General features: G+C 69.5%; 18 protein-coding genes. 10 read left to right on the top strand and 8 right to left on the bottom strand.

Translation table 11 applies throughout. From position 1 onward, the window contains the following. The first annotated feature begins 26 nt into the window (after window positions 1-26). From U9J23_RS02600 to U9J23_RS02580, 5 genes are all read left to right on the top strand, one after another. Window positions 27-890 (top strand): metal ABC transporter ATP-binding protein, encoded by an 864-nt coding sequence (locus tag U9J23_RS02600; protein ID WP_229579874.1) that lies wholly within the window; start codon window positions 27-29, stop codon window positions 888-890. Continuing rightward, window positions 887-1,771 (top strand): metal ABC transporter permease, encoded by an 885-nt coding sequence (locus U9J23_RS02595; protein WP_059382574.1) that lies wholly within the window; start codon window positions 887-889, stop codon window positions 1,769-1,771. The genes U9J23_RS02600 and U9J23_RS02595 overlap by 4 nt, the downstream gene beginning before the upstream one ends. A gap of 102 nt (window positions 1,772-1,873) precedes the next feature. Further along, entirely contained in the window at window positions 1,874-3,475 is a 1,602-nt protein-coding gene (locus tag U9J23_RS02590; protein WP_059382575.1) for a GMC oxidoreductase, read from the top strand. 19 nt (window positions 3,476-3,494) lie between these two features. Then, entirely contained in the window at window positions 3,495-4,253 is a 759-nt protein-coding gene (locus U9J23_RS02585; protein WP_059382576.1) for a LamB/YcsF family protein, read from the top strand. A gap of 25 nt (window positions 4,254-4,278) precedes the next feature. Further along, complete coding sequence (locus U9J23_RS02580; RefSeq protein WP_059382577.1) at window positions 4,279-4,887, top strand: 5-oxoprolinase subunit B family protein; 609 nt, start codon at window positions 4,279-4,281, stop codon at window positions 4,885-4,887. Window positions 4,888-4,905: 18 nt separating this feature from the next. Here the strand turns inward: U9J23_RS02580 and mgtE are convergent, their stop codons facing one another. Continuing rightward, window positions 4,906-6,258, bottom strand: coding sequence for a magnesium transporter (mgtE, locus tag U9J23_RS02575; RefSeq protein WP_059382637.1), 1,353 nt, complete (start codon window positions 6,256-6,258; stop codon window positions 4,906-4,908). 88 nt (window positions 6,259-6,346) lie between these two features. Between mgtE and U9J23_RS02570 the strand changes: the two genes are divergently transcribed. After that, window positions 6,347-7,219, top strand: a complete 873-nt coding sequence (locus U9J23_RS02570) for a biotin-dependent carboxyltransferase family protein (RefSeq protein WP_059382578.1) — start codon at window positions 6,347-6,349, stop codon at window positions 7,217-7,219. 17 nt (window positions 7,220-7,236) lie between these two features. On the opposite strand, the gene U9J23_RS02565 is transcribed toward U9J23_RS02570, so the two are convergent. The 6 genes from U9J23_RS02565 to carD all read right to left on the bottom strand — a co-directional run bounded on the left by U9J23_RS02565 (window position 7,237) and on the right by carD (window position 12,457). Next, window positions 7,237-8,280 (bottom strand): alpha/beta hydrolase, encoded by a 1,044-nt coding sequence (locus U9J23_RS02565; RefSeq protein WP_059382579.1) that lies wholly within the window; start codon window positions 8,278-8,280, stop codon window positions 7,237-7,239. Between the two features lie 96 nt (window positions 8,281-8,376). Then, window positions 8,377-9,348: a 23S rRNA (guanosine(2251)-2'-O)-methyltransferase RlmB gene (gene rlmB, locus U9J23_RS02560; protein ID WP_059382580.1), complete on the bottom strand. Its 972-nt coding sequence runs from the start codon at window positions 9,346-9,348 to the stop codon at window positions 8,377-8,379. Then, the gene (gene cysS, locus U9J23_RS02555; RefSeq protein ID WP_085469455.1) at window positions 9,348-10,742 is read right to left on the bottom strand and encodes a cysteine--tRNA ligase; all 1,395 of its coding nucleotides are present in this window, start codon (window positions 10,740-10,742) and stop codon (window positions 9,348-9,350) included. Before cysS ends, rlmB begins: the two co-directional genes overlap by 1 nt. 11 nt (window positions 10,743-10,753) lie before the next feature. Continuing rightward, window positions 10,754-11,230, bottom strand: a complete 477-nt coding sequence (gene ispF / locus U9J23_RS02550; protein ID WP_026061385.1) for a 2-C-methyl-D-erythritol 2,4-cyclodiphosphate synthase — start codon at window positions 11,228-11,230, stop codon at window positions 10,754-10,756. A gap of 5 nt (window positions 11,231-11,235) precedes the next feature. Then, window positions 11,236-11,943: a 2-C-methyl-D-erythritol 4-phosphate cytidylyltransferase gene (gene ispD, locus U9J23_RS02545; RefSeq protein WP_059382582.1), complete on the bottom strand. Its 708-nt coding sequence runs from the start codon at window positions 11,941-11,943 to the stop codon at window positions 11,236-11,238. Window positions 11,944-11,968: 25 nt separating this feature from the next. Further along, window positions 11,969-12,457: an RNA polymerase-binding transcription factor CarD gene (carD, locus tag U9J23_RS02540; protein ID WP_006550486.1), complete on the bottom strand. Its 489-nt coding sequence runs from the start codon at window positions 12,455-12,457 to the stop codon at window positions 11,969-11,971. Between the two features lie 276 nt (window positions 12,458-12,733). Here carD and U9J23_RS02535 point away from each other — a divergent pair, with 276 nt between their 5' ends. From U9J23_RS02535 to dinB, 3 genes are all read left to right on the top strand, one after another. Then, complete coding sequence (locus tag U9J23_RS02535; RefSeq protein WP_059382583.1) at window positions 12,734-13,366, top strand: hypothetical protein; 633 nt, start codon at window positions 12,734-12,736, stop codon at window positions 13,364-13,366. A gap of 92 nt (window positions 13,367-13,458) precedes the next feature. Further along, complete coding sequence (radA, locus tag U9J23_RS02530) at window positions 13,459-14,850, top strand: DNA repair protein RadA (RefSeq protein ID WP_059382584.1); 1,392 nt, start codon at window positions 13,459-13,461, stop codon at window positions 14,848-14,850. Window positions 14,851-14,907: 57 nt separating this feature from the next. After that, a complete protein-coding gene (dinB, locus tag U9J23_RS02525; RefSeq protein ID WP_326601230.1) occupies window positions 14,908-16,173 on the top strand; it encodes a DNA polymerase IV in 1,266 nt (421 codons plus the stop codon). A gap of 42 nt (window positions 16,174-16,215) precedes the next feature. On the opposite strand, the gene U9J23_RS02520 is transcribed toward dinB, so the two are convergent. Further along, the gene (locus U9J23_RS02520; RefSeq protein ID WP_059382585.1) at window positions 16,216-16,779 is read right to left on the bottom strand and encodes a PaaI family thioesterase; all 564 of its coding nucleotides are present in this window, start codon (window positions 16,777-16,779) and stop codon (window positions 16,216-16,218) included. A 93-nt stretch (window positions 16,780-16,872) separates the two neighbouring features. Here U9J23_RS02520 and disA point away from each other — a divergent pair, with 93 nt between their 5' ends. Then, a complete protein-coding gene (gene disA, locus U9J23_RS02515) occupies window positions 16,873-17,955 on the top strand; it encodes a DNA integrity scanning diadenylate cyclase DisA (protein WP_059382586.1) in 1,083 nt (360 codons plus the stop codon). Window positions 17,956-17,982 lie beyond the last annotated feature (27 nt).

Below are 17,982 nucleotides of genomic sequence, written 5' to 3'. Positions count from 1 at the left end.
CCATCCGATCGAGAACACGGACTTCGGTGACACCTCCTCCATCCGACCGCACACCCACCGTCGAACTCCGCGATGCCCGGCTGTCGTTCGGCGATCGCGTCCTCTGGGAGGGGCTCGACCTCGTCGTCGAACCCGGCGAGTTCCTGGCCGTCCTCGGACCGAACGGTGCCGGCAAGACGTCGCTGCTCAAGGTGCTGCTCGGTCAGCTCCCGCTCACCTCCGGATCCGCGACGATCGCCGGGCAACCCATCCGGACCGGGAACTCCCACGTCGGCTACGTGCCGCAGCAGAAGTCCCTCGACGAGGGCGTCCCGCTGCGGGGACGCGATCTCGTCGGCCTCGGCATGGACGGACACCGCTGGGGCACCGGCCTGCGCACGCGCCGACGGCGCCGCATCGCGGTCGACGACGCACTCGCCCAGGTCGGCGCCGAGACCTATGCGGGAGCCCCGATCGGCACGCTCTCCGGCGGTGAGCAGCAGCGGCTGCGCATCGCGCAGGCTCTCGTGGGAGATCCGCGCGTACTCCTGTGCGACGAGCCGTTGCTCAGTCTCGATCTCGCCAACCAGCACCTGGTGTCGGCGCTGATCGACCGGCGCCGCCGCGACCACGACACCTCCGTCCTCTTCGTCACCCACGAGATCAACCCGATCCTGCCGCTGGTGGATCGCGTGCTGTACCTCGTCGACGGCCAGTTCCGCATCGGCACCCCCGCCGAGGTGATGACCTCGCAGGTGCTCTCCGAGCTCTACCGCACCGACGTCGAGGTGCTCGAGATGCGCGGCCGCCTGGTCGTCGTCGGCACCGGCGACGCAATCGACGCGCTCGGCAGCGCAGGCGGACTGCGCCCCGGGGAAGGCGTCCACCACGATCACGAGGACCACGAATGAGCAGCAAGTTCAGCGACGCCCTCGGGCGGATGTTCGACGTGGAGACCACCGTCGAACTCCTGCAGTACGATTTCGTGCAGCAGGCGCTCGTCGCCGGTGCGATCCTCGGCCTGCTCGCCGGCGTGATCGGCCCGCTGATCATCAGCCGTCAGATGGCGTTCTCCGTGCACGGCACCTCCGAACTGTCGCTCACCGGTGCCGCGGCGGCGCTCATCATCGGGGTCTCCGTCGGGATCGGTGCGGTCGCGGGTGCCGTGATCGCCGCGATCCTCTTCGGGGTCCTGGGAACACGTGCCCGCGAACGCGACTCCGTCATCGGCGTGGTGATGGCCTTCGGCCTCGGTCTCGCCGTTCTGCTGCTGTGGGCCTACGACGGGCGTACCGGTGCCGCCTTCTCGTTGCTCACCGGCCAGATCGTGGCGCCCGGTGGTACCGGCATCGCTCTGCTCGCCGGGTGCGCTGCCGTCGTCATCCTCACGCTGCTGGTGATCTACCGTCCGCTCCTGTTCGCCAGCACCGACCCAGAGGTCGCGGCTGCACGCGGCGTCCCGGTACGCGCGTTGTCGATCGTGTTCGCGGTGCTCGTCGGCGTCACCGCCGCACTCGGTGTGCAGATCGTCGGCGCGCTGCTGGTGATGGCGCTGCTCATCACCCCGGCCGCCGCGGCCGCCCGGGTGGTCAGCGGGCCGCTCGCCGCCACGGTGCTGTCGGTGGTCTTCGCGGAGATCTCGGCGGTCGGCGGCATCCTGCTCGCCCTGGCACCGGGCGTGCCGGTCTCGGCGTTCATCACGACGATCGCGTTCGTCATCTACATGATCTGCCGCGTGATCGGCACCGCTCGCAACCGGCGCGGGTCCGGACGGGTCGCCGCGACCGCCTGACTCCGCGACCAGCGGGATGTGATCTTGACGCGCTCCGCGATGCCTGCCTAGATTCCCCGGATTGTTCCGGTAACGGGACGTCACAGACATCGGGGGTAGAGAGTGCAGCATGTCACGCGTCGTTCCTTCCTGACGGGAGCGGCCGCGGCCGCCGGACTCGCCCTCACCGGCACCGCGGGTGCCCACGCAGCGCCCGGCATCCCCGCCCGCGTGAACAACGTGCCGCTCACCCACGAGGAACACCGCGTGGTCGTCATCGGCACCGGTTTCGGCGGTGGTGTGACCGCCCTGCGGCTGGCCCGGGCCGGCGTACGCGTGCACATGCTCGAGCGCGGCATCCGGTGGCCCACCGGACCGAACGCGAACACCTTCCCCCGCGTCGACAACCCCGACAAGCGGTTCCTGTGGCACCGGTCGAACCCCGAGGTGTTCGGCCGCCACCTCGCCTTCGAGCCCTACACCGGTCTGGTCGAGGCGTGCGTCGGCGAGAACATGACGGCCCTGTGCGCCGCCGGTGTCGGTGGCGGATCGCTCGTCTACCAGGGCATGACGTTGCAACCCGAGGAAGCGGTGTTCAACGCCAACTTCCCGAACGAACTCGACTGGACGCGCATGGACCGTGTCCACTACCCGCGCGTCGCACAGATGCTGCGCCTGGCCGTGGCGCCCGACGAACTCGTCGACAGCCCCAACTACGCGACCTCACGCATCTTCGCCGACCGTGTGCGGAAGGCCGGCCTCCCGATCGACAAGATCCCGATGCCGATCGACTGGAACTACGCGCTCGCCGAACTCCGCGGCGAGATGGCCCCGGCCTACACCGACGGGTCGGGCGCGATGGGTGTCAACAACGGCGGCAAGCACTCCGTCGACGTCACCTACATCGCGGAGGCCGAGGCCACCGGTCTGGTGACCGTCGCGACGCAGCACGAGGTCACCGACATCGAGCGTCGCAAGGACGGCCGGTGGACGGTGCACGTAGACCACATCGACACCTCCGGTGCCGTCGTCGAGAACAAGATCCTCACCACCGACGCGCTGGTGCTGTCCGCGGGCACCATGAACACCACCCGGCTGCTGATGAAGGCCGCCGCGAAGGATCTGATCTCCGACCTGCCCGACGGCGTCGGCCGGGGCTGGGGTTCGAACGCCGACCGCATCTACCTCTGGACGAACCTCGAGGAGGAGTTCGGCGCGGTGCAGGGCGGCCCCGTCGTCTACGGCAGCAAGAACTGGGACGACCCGAACTCCGCGTACACCGTCGTCCAGGCCTCCATCCCCGGCTTCTACGGGATCGACATGCGCAGCACCGTACTGGTGGGCTACGGCGTCAGTGCGGGTCGCGGGCACTTCGTCTACGACGCCGCTCGCGACGACGCCGTCCTGCGCTGGCCGCACGAAGGGGACTCGGTGCTGCAGACGAGTCACATCGACCCCACCGTGCGCCGCATCGCCGGCGAACGCAGCATCCTCACCGACACCAACTCGATCGTCCCGTCGACCTGGCATCCGCTCGGCGGCGCGAGCATGGGCACGGTGTGCGATCTCGAGGGCCGAGTGTTCGGCCAGCGCGGGCTGTACGTGCTCGACGGCGCCCTCATGCCGGGCAACACCGCCGCGTGCAACCCGTCGATGACGATCGCCGCGGTCGTCGAACGCGCCCTCGACGACATCGTCGTCCGCGACGTCGGAACGGTTTTCTGAGCCCGCCTAGACTCGGGTCGTGACCCGCATCGACCTCAACAGCGACCTCGGCGAGAGCTACGGCCAGTGGCGTCTCGGCGACGACGAGACCATGCTCGACATCGTCACCAGCGCCAACGTGGCGTGCGGATTCCATGCCGGCGACCCGGCGACGCTGCTGGGCACCTGCCACGGCGCCGCGAAGCGCGCGGTACGGATCGGCGCCCAGGTCGGATACAACGACATCGGCGGTTTCGGTCGCCGGTTCATCGAGGTGCCGTCGGCGGATCTCACCGCCGAGATCATCTACCAGATCGGCGCGCTCGACGGTCTCGCCCGGGCGGCGGGCTCGGCGGTGAGCTACGTCAAACCCCACGGCGCGCTGTACAACGCGATCGTCCATCACCGCGAGCAGGCCCGCGCGGTCGTGGATGCGGTGCGCGCTTACGACGCCTCACTGCCCGTCCTCGGACTACCCGACTCCGTCTTTCTCGAGGAGGCCGAACGGGCCGGATTGAGGGTGGTCACCGAGGCGTTCGCCGACCGCGCCTACACCCCCGAGGGGACGCTCGTCTCCCGGCGCGAACCCGGTGCGGTACTGCACGATCCGGACGAGATCGCCGAGCGGGTCCTGCGCATGGTCACCGAGGGGGTGGTCACCGCGGTCGACGGCAGCGACGTCCGCGTGAACGCGCAGTCGGTGTGCATCCACGGCGACTCCCCCGACGCCACGGCGATGGCCGTCGCCGTGCGCCGCCTCCTCGACGCCGAGAAGATCGACATCCGGGCGTTCGTGTGAACGCCCGACACCGCGAGGTCCACCCATGAGAATCCTTCGTGCCGGAGACAGTGCACTGCTCGCCGAATTCGATTCCCTCGACGACGTTCTCGCCCACTTCCGGGCACTCGACCGTGAGCGGCCGCGTGGCGTCGTCGATCTCGTGCCGGCGGCGCGGACACTGCTGGTGTGCTTCGATCCGTCGGAGACCGGTCTGCAGGTCGTGCACAAGTGGGTCACCACCACCGCACCGGTGTCCGGGGACGACATCGACGTCGAGGAGGTGACGCTCGAAGTCCGGTACGACGGGACCGATCTCGAGGAGGTCGGCGAGTTGACCGGCCTCGGCGCGGACGGCGTGATCGCCGCCCACACCGGCAGCCTCTGGACGGTCGCCTTCGGTGGGTTCGCGCCCGGCTTCGCGTATCTCACCGGCGGGGATTCGCGCTTGCACGTGCCGCGCCGCAGTTCGCCGCGCACGTCCGTCCCGTCCGGCGCCGTGGGGCTCGCAGGCGAGTTCTCGGGTGTCTACCCGCGGAAATCGCCCGGAGGATGGCAGCTCATCGGAACCTCCGATGCTCCGCTGTGGCAACCGGACCGGGCCCCTGCGGCGCTGCTGCGGCCGGGCTGTGCGGTGCGCTTCGTCGCGATCTGATCCGACCCTTCGCAGGGGTCAGATACCGAGCACGGCCTTCGCGATGAGGAAGTAGATCACCAGGCCGGTCGCGTCGACGAAGGTCGTGATGAACGGATTGGAGAAGACCGCCGGGTCGGCGCGGATCGATTTGGCCACCAACGGCATCGCACCACCGACCGTGGCGGCGAGAGTGCAGATGCTCACCAGGGTCAGGCCGATCACCGCACCCACCGACGAGTCGTAGACCAGAGACGTCAGGACGAACGCCACCGAACCCAGCAGGACACCGAGGGACAGGCCCACCCGGAACTCGCGGGCGATCACCCCGCCGATGTCGCGGGGTGTCACGTCGTCGAGCGCCAGCGCGCGGGTGACGGTGGTGGCGGCCTGGTTGCCGGTGTTGCCCCCGGTGCCGATGATCAGCGGCACGAACAACGCCAGGGTGACCACCTGACCGAGGGTCGACTCGAACACCTCGAGGACCTGGACCGTGAGGGTCGCGCCGAGGGCCAGCACGAGCAACCACACCACCCGGGAGCGCACCAACTGCCCGACGGGTGTCGCGAGATAGGGCCGGCGCAGCGGCTCGGTACCGCCGATGCGTGCCTGGTCCTCACTGTCGGCGGCCTCGAGGATCCGTAGGGCGTCGTCGACGGTCAGGATGCCCACCAGCCTGGTTTCGCTGTCGACGACGATCAACGCCAGCAGTTTGAGTTCGGCGCAGCGACGCGCGGACTCCTCGGCGTCGTCGGTCACGCGCGCCCAGTAGGGCTCGCTCATGATGTCGGCGACCACCGTTCCCGGAGTCGCACTCATCAGCTCGCGCAGACCGACCACCCCGACGAGCACACGACCGTCGTCCACCACCGGCAGCGTGTACACCGTCTCCGCGTCATCCAGCCGACGACGCACGGCGTCCATCGCCTGCTCCACCGTCATGTCCTGCCGCAACGACACGAAGGCCGGGCTCATCCGCCGGCCGATCGCCCGCTGCGGATAACCGAGGATCGTGGCGGTCACCTCGCGGTCGGTGGGCGGCAGACCGCGCATGAGGGTCGACGCGACCGTCGCGGGCAACTCGTCGAGCAGTTCCACCCGGTCGTCGGGCTCGAGGCCGGCGAAGATCGCGGCCACCTGGTCGTCGCGGAGCCCACGGAGCAGTTCGCTCTGCATGCTCGGGTCGAGCTGCTCGAAGACGTCGATCGCCCGGTCCTTCGGCAGGAGCCGGTAGAGCACCGCGCGGCCCGTCCGGCCGAGCCGTTCGAGCACGTCGACCACCTGCTCGACGCTCAGTTCCGCCACGGCGTCGTGCGCCGCCTGCAGGTCGTCGGCCTCGACGGCCCTCTCGACCAGTCGTGTCGTCGCCGCACGCACGTTCACTTCGTCCACGATCGTCACCTCCGTTCTCGCTCTTCTTCGAACCTAACGCGATCGTTCGGCCGGAGTCCGGCCGTGTGATCGAAGCCGGTGAGTGAGAATGAACATCGTGGCGTGGTTCGATGTGATCTCCGGCGGAATGCTCACGACGGTCCAGGATCGCGGACGTCCCGGTCACGGCTCCTCGGGCCTCACCCGGTCCGGTGCCGCCGACCGGCGCGCACACGACGCCGCGAACCGGCTCGTGGGGAACCAACCGGACGCGGCGACACTCGAGGTGACCGGCGGCGGTCTCGTCGTCCGCAGCGTCGGCGAGACGATCGTGGCCGTGACCGGCGCCCGCGCCGACGTGACCGTGTGCGACCGGCCGGTCGGCGACTGGGCGCGCATCACCCTCCACAACGACGACGTGCTGAGGATCGGCGTCCCGAACGAAGGACTGCGGACCTACCTCGCGGTGCGCGGCGGCATCGATGTGCCGGAGGTGCTCGGCAGCAGGTCCACCGACACCCTGTCGAACACCGGACCGTCACCGGTTCGCGCCGGCGACAGTCTGCTCGTCGGGGCGATGTCGGGCCCCCTGCCCGACGAGGAGCAGTTCCCACCACCGCCGCCGATGGACGACCCCGTGGAGATCCGGGTACGGCCCGGCCCGCGCGACGACTGGTTCACACCCGGATCACTGCGGGCACTGTTCCACGAGACCTGGACGGTGACATCGGAACTCGATCGGGTGGGCATCAGGTTCCACGGTCCGGGTCGCCTGCACCGTGCACGGCACGAGGAGATGCCCAGCGAGGGCATGGTTCCCGGGTCGCTGCAGATACCGCCGGACGGGCATCCGGTGCTGTTCCTCGTCGACCATCCCGTCACCGGCGGCTATCCGGTGGCCGCGGTGGCGGTCGCCGCCGATCTGCCGGTCGCGGCGCAACTGCGTCCCGGACAGCGGGTGCGGTTCGTGCCGGTGCGGTGATCGCCGCGGTGTGACGGTCAGGCGCGCGACCGCACGGACGCGTCGTCCTCGTCGGTCGGGTCGGTGGCCGTCACCCGACGCACGACGGCGATCGCCTCGTCGAGTGCCCGTGTCGCGGGCGGCGAGATGCCGGGCAGGCTGAGATAGCCGTGCACGGTGTCGGGATAATCGGTCTCCGTGACGTCGCCGCCTTTGTCCCTGAGCGCCGCGGCATATCGAACGGCGTTGTCGCGCAACGGGTCGTGCCCGGCGATCTGGACGAGGGCCGGTACGGCGGCACCGGCGAGCGTGCCGCGCAGCGGGGCCGCGGTCGGTGCGTACGGGTCGGCGCCGGCCAGATACAGACGCACGAACGCCCGCATGCCACGGGAGGTGAGCACGGGAGCGTTCGCGAACTGCCGCTCCGACGGGAACTCCTCCTCCATCTCCGTCGCCGGATAGAACAGCAGCTGACCGACCGGCAGTGGACCGCCCGAGCGTCCGGCCACATCGGCGACGACCGCGGCGAGGTTGCCTCCGGCACTGTCACCGGCGACCACGACGCGGGACGGATCACCGCCGAGCTCCGCAGCGTGTGCGACGACCCACCGGAACGCCGACCAGGAGTCCAGCACCGCTGCGGGATAGGGATGTTCGGGGGCGAGCCGGTAGTCCACGGACACCACGACGCACGGGGTCCGCGCGGCCGTGTGGCTCGCCCACCACTCGTTCTGCTCCGGATTGCCGAGCACCCACCCGCCGCCGTGGAACAGCAGAACGACGGGCAGCGGACCCTTCGTCCGCGCGGAGGGCCGATAGATCCGCAGACGGGTCCGGACCGCGGAGTCCTCGGGTGCGAGATCGTCGATCGCCTCGTGCTCGAGATCGACCCATCGGTCCTCGATCCGCACGCCCGGATGCGTCCGTCCCGAGATCAGCCGTCCGACCGGGGACGACAGCAGCTTCGCGCGTGCAGCACGACGTGCCGGGATCTCGTCGACGGACGCCTCGGCGATGGACTTGTCGGCGAAGCGTCCGAGGAACGCGAACACCTTCGTACGGAACGGCAGGGATGCGACCACGAGGACAGACTAGGCCCTCGCGACTACAGATCGGGCGGACTCGATCAGGCCCGACTGCCGCGCAGTCCTGTCAGGCCCGACTGCCGCACAGTCCTGTCAGGCCCGGCGCTGCCGCGCGATGTCGGCGAGGACCACACCCGCTGCGACGGAGGCGTTGAGCGACTCGACATCTCCGGCCATCGGGATGGAGAGAACGGCGTCGCAGGTCTCCCGCACCAGGCGCGAGAGTCCCTTGCCCTCCGAGCCCACGACCACGACGACGGGATCGGTGCCGTCGAAGTCGTCGAGGTTGGTGTCGCCGCCGGCATCGAGGCCGACGACGCGGACACCGCGGGACTGCCAGTCCTTGAGCGTGCGCGTGAGGTTGGTGGCACGCGCGACGGGCAGTCGCGCTGCGGCACCGGCACTCGTGCGCCATGCCACGGCCGTCACCGACGCCGAACGGCGCTGCGGGATGACCACACCGTGGCCGCCGAAGGCCGCGACCGAACGGATCACCGCGCCGAGATTGCGCGGATCGGAGATGTTGTCGAGGGCCACGAGCAGCGGACGTTCGTGGTTCTCCGCGGCACGGGCGAGCAGGTCGTCGGGGTGCGCGTAGCGGTACGGCGGCACCTGCAGACCGATGCCCTGGTGCATCCCGTTCGACGACATACGGTCGAGCTCGGAACGCGAGACCTCGAGGATCGAGATGCCCATCTCGGCCGAGCGCTGCACGGCTTCCTTGAGCCGCTCGTCGGCCTCGGCACCGAGGGCGACGTACAGAGCGGTCGCGGGCACACCGGCACGCAGGCACTCGACGACCGGATTGCGGCCGAGCACCATCTCCGGCCCGTCCTCGGCCTTCCGGCCGGCTGCGGGACGACGACCGCCGCCGCCACGCGGGTCGGCAGCCTTGGCTGCGGCCCGGGCACGCCGTGCGGCAGGGTGGTAGGGCCGGTCCTCGGCCCTGGGGGTGGCGCCACGCGGTTCGAGGCCGCGTCGCCGCTGCCCACCGGACCCGACGACCTGGCCCTTCTTCGTGCCGCCCTTACGAATAGCGCCGCGACGCTGAGAATTGCCTGCCATCACTGTCCTGCTTTCAGAGACCACTCGGGTCCGTTGGGCGTATCGGTCACTTCGACCCCCGCAGCTGCGAGGCGGTCCCGCACCTCGTCGGCCACCGCCCAGTTCTTCTCGGCCCGGGCGGTCGTGCGGCGTTCGAGATCCGCTCTGACCAGCACATCGAGTGCCGCGAGCGCGGCCGATCCGGAATCACCGGTGGAGCACCAGTGCTCGTCGAGCGGGTCGACACCGAGGATGCCGAGCATGCTCCGGACCTGCGAGGCGATCTGCACGGCCGTGTCGAGATCGCCGTTGTCGAGCGCCTTGTTGCCCTCGCTGCGCTTGCGGTGGATCTCCGCGAGCGCCTTGGGGACACCGAGGTCGTCGTCGAGCGCTTCGGCGAAGGCCTCGGTCCACTCGCCCACGGGCACCTCCCCCGCACGGTCGCGGGTCTTGAGCACGAACGATTCGAGTCCCCGGTACGCGGCAGCCGCTTCGGCGAGCGCGTCGTCGGAGTATTCGAGCATCGAACGATAGTGGGCACTGCCGAGGTAGTAGCGCAGTTCCTGCGGCCGGACGCGAGCGAGCACGTTGGGAATCGACAGCACGTTGCCGAGCGACTTCGACATCTTCTCGCCGCCCATCGTCACCCAGCCGTTGTGCAGCCAGTAGCGGGCGAAGCCGTCGCCGGCGGCGCGGGACTGGGCCATCTCGTTCTCGTGGTGCGGGAAGACGAGGTCCATGCCTCCGCAGTGGATGTCGAAGGTGCCGCCGAGATAGAAGCCCGCCATCGCGGAGCACTCGAGATGCCAGCCGGGGCGGCCGCGTCCCCACGGGGTGGGCCACGAGGGCTCACCGGGCTTCTCGGCCTTCCACAGCGTGAAGTCGCGGGGGTCGCGTTTGCCGAGTCCGGCGCTCTCACCCTGGTGGACGTCCTCGATGCGGTGTCCGGAGAGAGCACCGTATTCGGGGTAGCTCAGTACGTCGAAGTAGACGTCGCCGTCGGCCGCGTAGGCGTGCCCGGCGTCGATGAGGCGCTGGATGAGTTCGACCATCTGCGTGATGTGGCCGGTCGCACGGGGTTCCACCGAAGGAGGAAGCACACCGAGCGCGTCGTAGGCGCGGTTGAAGGCACGCTCGTAGGTCGCGGCCCACTCCCACCACGGCCGACCTGCCTCAGCAGCCTTGCGGAGGATCTTGTCCTCGATGTCTGTGACATTTCTCACAAACAAGACATCGAGGCCCTTGGTGGAGAGCCACCGACGGAGCACGTCGAACGCAACTCCGCTGCGTACGTGCCCGATATGGGGTTCGCCTTGGACGGTGGCCCCACACAGGTACACCGAGGCCTGGCCGGGGACCAGCGGTTCGAAATCCCGCACGGCCCGCGATTCGGTGTCGTATAAGCGCAAGGTCACGACCGTCGATCCTACCGCTCGTCCTGCTGTGCCAGGACCAGTGCGGTCGCAACCGCGGCCACACCTTCTCCCCGGCCCGTGAGCCCGAGACCGTCCGTGGTGGTCGCCGACACGGAGACCGGACCTCCGAGCGCCTCGGACAGCACCGCCTGTGCCTCCTCGCGCCGCGGCCCGATCTTCGGACGGTTCCCGATCACCTGCACGGCGGCATTGCCCACCACCCAGCCGGCGTCCGCGAGCAGGCGGCGCACCTCACCGAGCATGGCGACACCGGAGGCGCCGGCCATCTCGGGGCGCCCTGTGCCGAAGACCGATCCGAGATCGCCGAGACCGGCGGCCGAGAGCACCGCATCGCACAGAGCGTGCGCGGCGACGTCCCCGTCCGAGTGACCCGCGCACCCGTCGGCGTCCTCGAACAGCAGACCGGCCATCCAGCACGGCCGTCCGGCCTCCACGGGATGGACGTCCGTTCCGATGCCGACACGCACGATGCTCACATCTCCTTCTCGGTGCGGACGCCGGACGCGAGCACGGTCCGTGCCAGCACCAGGTCCAGCGGGGTGGTGATCTTGAAAGCGAGAGGGTCGCCTGCGACCGTGGTGATCCGCTCCCCGAGCCGCTCGACGAGTCCCGCGTCGTCGGTCGCGTCGGCCGCATCGCGGTTGGCCCGCTCGAGCAGGTCGACGTCGAACCCCTGCGGGGTCTGTACCGCGCGGAGGGTGGACCGGTCGGGAGTTCCGGTGACGGTCCCGTCGGCGTCGACGCTCTTGATGGTGTCGACGACAGGCAGAACGGGGATCACCGCGTTGCTTCCGGCCCGCAACGCGTCGACGACCCGGACGAACAGATCGGCGGGGGTGAGCGCACGCGCGGCGTCGTGGACCAGCACGAACCGAGCGCCCGATGCCGCCGCGAGACCCGCGCGCACCGAGTCGGCGCGCTCGGCGCCACCCGCGACGACGGTGACCCGGTCGGCGAACGACTCACCGACGAGCCGGTCCGCCGGCGTCGCCGCCAGTTCGGGCGGCGCGACGATCACCACGCGATCGACCACCGCCGAGGCGAGCATCGCCTCGACCGAGCGGTCGAGCATCGTGCGGCCGTCCAGTTCCACGAACGCCTTGGGCAGTGGTTCTCCCAGGCGAACACCGCGGCCGGCCGCCGGAAGAATTCCGACGACCGGCCCGTTGCGATCGCTCATGTGCAGTTTGCCGATGTCTCGCGCGTCAGGAAGCGGCGGCGAGAACCTCGTCGAGCATGGTTTCCGCCTTGACGTCGTCGGTGCCCTCGGCGAGCGCGAGCTCACCGACGAGGATCTGACGCGCCTTGGCGAGCATCCGCTTCTCACCTGCGGACAGGCCGCGGTCCTGCTCCCGGCGCCACAGGTCGCGCACAACTTCTGCGACCTTGTTGACATCGCCGGAGGCCAGCTTCTCGAGGTTGGCCTTGTACCGCCGTGACCAGTTGGTGGGTTCTTCCGTGTGGGGTGCGCGCAGCACCTGGAAAACCTTGTCGAGGCCTTCCTGCCCGACGACGTCGCGAACTCCGACGTACTCCGCGTTCTCTGCAGGTACCCGGACCGTCAGGTCGCCCTGCGCGACTTTCAGAACCAGATATTCCTTCTGCTCACCCTTGATGGTGCGTGTTTCGATTGCTTCGATCAGCGCCGCACCGTGATGGGGGTATACGACGGTGTCTCCGACCTTGAAAATCATGTGTCCCGTGCCCCTTTCGATTCTCCCAGTTTAACACGTGACCACATCGCCCTCGCGTCAACGGTGCAGGTCAGGGGCACCGAGCGGTGAGCGTAGGGCTTGACAGGCAGTCTCTTCCGTGTATCGGGTGACCTCCGACACACTCGTCCGCCGAGGCCTGTCGATCTTGTCTTCCGGGTGCGAATCCGCACGAGATCCGGCCCCGACGTACACAGCGCACTCGGGAACTACTACTCTGCCTAGTGGATTGCGAGCCTTACTCGAGTGGAGGAACCCGTGACTGCTCTCAAAGCGCCGACTCGTCGAGTCGTGACCGCTCTCGCCCTTGCCGCGGGAGCGGCGCTCACGATGTCCGCGTGCAGCGCCGGTCAGATCACCCAGACCTCGACCCAGGTCGCGGCCATCAACGGTTCCAACGTGGACGCCGGCAGCCTCGCGCTGCGCAACGTGCACGTGATCTACCCGAACTCCGAGGAGTACAGCATCGAGCCCGGCGGCACCGCCCAGCTCGGCTTCACGATCGTCAACCTCGACCCGTACGTCGGTGATCGGCTCACCGGTATCTCCACCGATTTCGCAGCCTCGGTCACGGGTGCCCGCCTCGAGGTTCCGCCGCAGTCCTCCGTGGTCGCCGGTGTCTCCGAGGAGAACGCCGCCCTCGTCGAGGAGGTCGACGAGTCGCCGCGTCCGGACAGCACCGAGGAGACCCCCTCCCCGGCTCCGGATGCCGTCGCCAACAACGTCGAGCTCGTGGACCTCTCCGAGGGTGTCCGCCCGGGCCTGACCATTCCCGTGACCTTCACGTTCGAAGAGGCCGGCGACATCACGCTGTCCGTGCCGATCGACGCCGGCCCGGAGCTCCCCCGCGACGAGTCGGATCTCTCGCCGATCGTGGGCGAAGCACACTAGGACCTTTCTACAGAAGGGCCCGGTCGAGCACAGCTCGGCCGGGCCCTTCTCGCATCCGCTCCGGTGTCGGTGCGACCGTCTATCCTCCGGCCGTGGCAAAGACCAAGACCCTCTACCGCTGTTCCGACTGCTCGCACACCGTCGCGAAGTGGGTCGGGCGCTGTCCCGAATGCGGAACGTGGGGGTCGATGGACGAAGCACCCGTGCAGCCGGTCGCGGTCGCCTCGCGCTCGGGTACCTCGCTCGCCCGTGCCGGTGCCGCCGCCGTGCTGCCGAGCACCCCGGCCACCCCGCTGTCGCAGATCGACAGCAAGTCCACCCACGCGAAGCCCACGGGCATCCCCGAACTCGACCGTGTCCTCGGTGGCGGTGTCGTCCCCGGTTCGGTCGTCCTGCTCGCCGGTGAGCCCGGTGTCGGCAAGTCCACGCTTCTCCTCGAGGTGGTGCACCGCTGGGCGTTGCGCGGCGAAGCCGATCGCGCGCTCTATGTCACCGGCGAGGAATCGGCCGGTCAGGTGCGTTTGCGCGCCGACCGCACCGGCGCCGTGCACGACCGGGTCTATCTCGCCGCCGAGAACGACCTCGCGACGATCTTCGGGCACGTCGAGCAGGTCAAACCCACCCTGCTGGTCGTCGACTCGGTCCAGACCATGCTCGCCGCCGACGTCGACGGCGTCACCGGTGGCGTCACGCAGGTCCGCGCGGTCACCAGCGCCCTGACCTCCCTCGCGAAGTCCAGCGGCATCCCGGTGCTGCTCATCGGCCACGTCACCAAGGACGGCGCCGTCGCCGGCCCGCGTTCCCTCGAGCACCTCGTCGACGTGGTGCTGCACTTCGAGGGCGACAAGCACTCCACACTGCGCATGGTGCGCGGGGTGAAGAACCGGTTCGGGGCCGCCGACGAGGTGGGCTGCTTCGAACTCGCCGAGGACGGGATCGTCGGGGTGAGCGACCCGTCGGGGTTGTTCCTGCAGCACCGCGACGAGGCCGTGCCCGGCACCGCCGTCACGGTCACGATGGACGGCAAACGCCCGCTCCTCGGTGAGGTCCAGGCACTCGTGGTGCCCACCCACAATCCGTCGCCGCGACGCGCCGTGAGCGGCCTCGACTCCGCGCGGGTGGCGATGGTGCTCGCGGTGCTCGAGCGTCGCTGCGGCCTCGGCCGGCTCGGCAACTGCGACGTCTACGCCTCCACCGTCGGTGGTATGCGGATCACCGATCCGTCCGCCGACCTCGCGCTCGCGCTCGCCGTCGCCTCGGCCGTGCGCGACCAACCCGTCCCTGCCGGCACCGTGCTTCTCGGCGAGGTCGGTCTCGCCGGGGAAGTCCGTCGTGTCGTCGGTGCGGGTCGCCGCCTCGCAGAGGCGAGCCGGCTCGGCTTCGACCGCGGGGTGGTTCCGCGCGATGTCGACGGTGTCCCGAAGGGCATGAAGAAGTTCGAGGTGTCCAACGTGGCGCAGGCACTGTCGACGCTCACGCGCTGACCTGCCGAGGTGCCGGCGGCACTGACCTGCCGAGGTGTCGGCGGCAGGTGCGAACATGTGTTCGTGTCCGAAGCGACGGTGCTGCACGCCGATCTCGACGCGTTCTACGCGTCGGTGGAGCAGCGCGACGATCCGTGGCTGCGCGGCAGACCGATCGTCGTGGGCGGGGGTGTCGTACTCGCGGCGAGCTACGAGGCCAAGGCCCACGGCATCGTCACCGCGATGTCGGGCCGGGCCGCCCGCGCCCTGTGTCCGGGACTGATCTCGGTGCCTCCCCGCATGGAGGCCTACACGCAGGCGTCCCGCGACGTGTTCGCGATCTTCGACCGCACCACACCGATCGTGGAGGGGATCTCCATCGACGAGGCGTTCCTCGACGTCTCCGGTCTCGGGCGCATCGCCGGCAGCCCCGTCGACATCGCCGCACGTCTGCGTCGCACGGTCGCCGACGAGGTGGGGTTGCCGATCACCGTCGGTGTCGCGCGCACCAAGTTCCTCGCCAAGGTCGCGAGCGGGGTGGCCAAGCCCGACGGACTGCTGCTCGTCCCTCCACACGCCGAACTCGAGTTCCTCCATCCGTTGCCGGTGGAGCGGTTGTGGGGTGTCGGCAAGGTGACGGCGGCAAAACTGCACGCGCACGGTCTGCGGACCGTGGCCGATGTCGCCGCCCACTCCGAGTCCGATCTCGTGTCGCTGCTCGGACGCGCAGCGGGACGCCACCTGCACGCCCTCTCGATCGGCCACGATCCACGTCCGGTCCGGCATCGGCGGCGCAGTTCGATGGGCGCGCAGCACGCCCTCGGCCGCGGACCGCACAGCATCGAGTCGGTCGGTGAGACGCTGCAACTGCTCGTCGACCGGGTGTGCCGGCGGATGCGCCGGGCCGGTCGCCTCGGCCGCACGGTGGTGCTGCGGATGCGCTTCGCCGACCACACCCGCGCGACCCGCTCCCACACGCTGCCCGGGGCCACCGCACGCACCGATCTGCTGTCGGCGGCGGCGCGCGACCTGCTCGAACAGACCCTGCCGCTCATCGCCGAGCGCGGTCTCACCCTCGTCGGGGTCGCGGTGACGAACCTCGTCGGCGAAGGCGTCGAGCAACTCGAGCTGCCGTTCGACGAGCCGGTCGAGGCTGTCGGAGACACGCCGAGTCACCTTGTCGGAGACACGCGAACGCACCGCGCCGTCGACCAGCACGCTCTCGATGCGGTTCTCGACGATCTGCACTCCCGCTACGGCGCGGGCGCGGTCACCTCGGCCGCGTTGCTCGGACGCGACCACCGGCCGGGTGTTCCGCTGCTCCCCGACGGGCCGGAGACCTGAACGAGAACACCCGAACGAAGGAGATGCCAGACTGCGGGGACGTCAGACTGCGGAGATATCGTGCTCGCTCTGCGGGAGCCCGTCGGCGTAGTCACGACCCTTCGCGAAATGCTCGTGCCCGACGACGACGAAGAGCCCGACCGACGACGCCACCACGACGTCCGGGTCGGCCAGCGGACCGTCGACGATGCGCGCCTCCGCGCTGGTGTAAACCTTGCGGCGCACCGTGCCGTCGACGCGGGCGCGGAACTCCAGCACCGAACCCAACGGGATGGGACGGGCGAAGTCCGTCTCGAAGTGCCCGGTGACGACGGCGGTCCGCAGGGCGGCGTTGCACGCCATTCCCTGCACCTCGTCGAATGCCGTCATGAGGATGCCACCGTGGATGAACCCCGGTCCGCCCTGGTAGCGCGTGGCGACGTCGAGCCGGCCGAGCACCTCGAGACCCTCGCCGAGCGTGAACTCCATCGCGAGGCCGTGGGGCTGGTCGTCACCACAACCGAAGCACTTGTTCCAATGCTGCGGTACCGGCGCACCCGGGCCGGGATGATCTTCCGGCAGATCGGGAACGACGAGGTCGTCGGGCAAAGTCCAGGTGCTGCGCATAAGCAAGTAATGTAGTTGCGCGGTCGGGGCGCCGATCCGGGAGTCCGCGCATTGTGACGACGACCGCAGACCGCACAGGGGAAGGAAGTCCAGATGACCGAGTCGGCGCCGGCATCGACGCTGAGCGACACCATCGCTCGTCTGGCGCCCGGCACCGCGCTACGCGACGGTCTCGAACGCATCCTCCGCGGCCGCACGGGCGGCCTGATCGTCCTCGGTTTCGACGACAGGGTCGCCGAGCTGTGCGACGGCGGTTTCGAACTCGACGTCGAGTTCGCCCCCACCCGACTCCGGGAGCTGTCGAAGATGGACGGCGCCGTGGTGGTGTCCACCGACGGTTCGCGCATCGTGCGCGCCAACGTGCAGCTCGTGCCCGATCCGAGCATCCCCACCGTGGAGTCCGGAACCCGGCACCGCGCCGCGGAACGCACTGCGATCCAGACCGGATATCCGGTGGTCTCGGTCAGCCAGTCGATGAGCATCGTCAGCGTGTACGTCGACGGTCGCCGCCACGTCATCAACGACTCCGCGACCATCCTGTCCCGGGCCAACCAGGCCGTCGCGACACTCGAGCGCTACAAGGCCCGCCTCGACGAGGTGACCCGGCAGTTGTCCGTGGTCGAGATCGAGGACATCGTCACGCTGCGCGACGCGCTCACCGTGGCGCAGCGGCTCGAGATGATGCACCGCCTGTCCGTGGAGATCGAGCAGGACGTGCTCGAACTCGGGACCGACGGTCGCCAGCTGGCCCTCCAGCTCGAGGAACTCGTCGGCGACAACCAGCTCGCCCGGCAGCTCATCGTGCGCGACTATCTGGCGGGTGAGCACGTCCCCACCCAGCAGGAGGTCGAGCAGGCTCTCGAGCGTCTCGCGCACCTGACCGACGTCGATCTGCTCGATCTGACGAGCCTCGCCCGCGCCTTCGGCTATTCGGGCACCATCGAGGCACTCGACACCTCGATGAGTCCCCGCGGTTATCGCGTGCTCCATCGGGTGCCGCGCCTGCAGACCCGGCAGATCAACCGGCTCGTGGGTGCATTCGGCACACTGCAGGGTCTGCTCGCCGCCACCGCTGCCGATCTCCAGGCGGTCGACGGGGTCGGCGCCCTGTGGGCCCGGTACATCAGAGAGGGACTGTCGCGCCTCGCCGAAGCCGCCATCAACCACTACGACTGAACCGCGACCGGCCGAGCGTCGATCCGC

It is taken from the genome of Rhodococcus sp. PD04 (genome assembly GCF_035918275.1).
Taxonomy (GTDB): domain Bacteria; phylum Actinomycetota; class Actinomycetes; order Mycobacteriales; family Mycobacteriaceae; genus Rhodococcus; species Rhodococcus rhodochrous.
The sequence above is the reverse complement of the archived record's forward strand: the minus strand, read 5'-3'. Positions and strand labels throughout refer to the sequence as shown.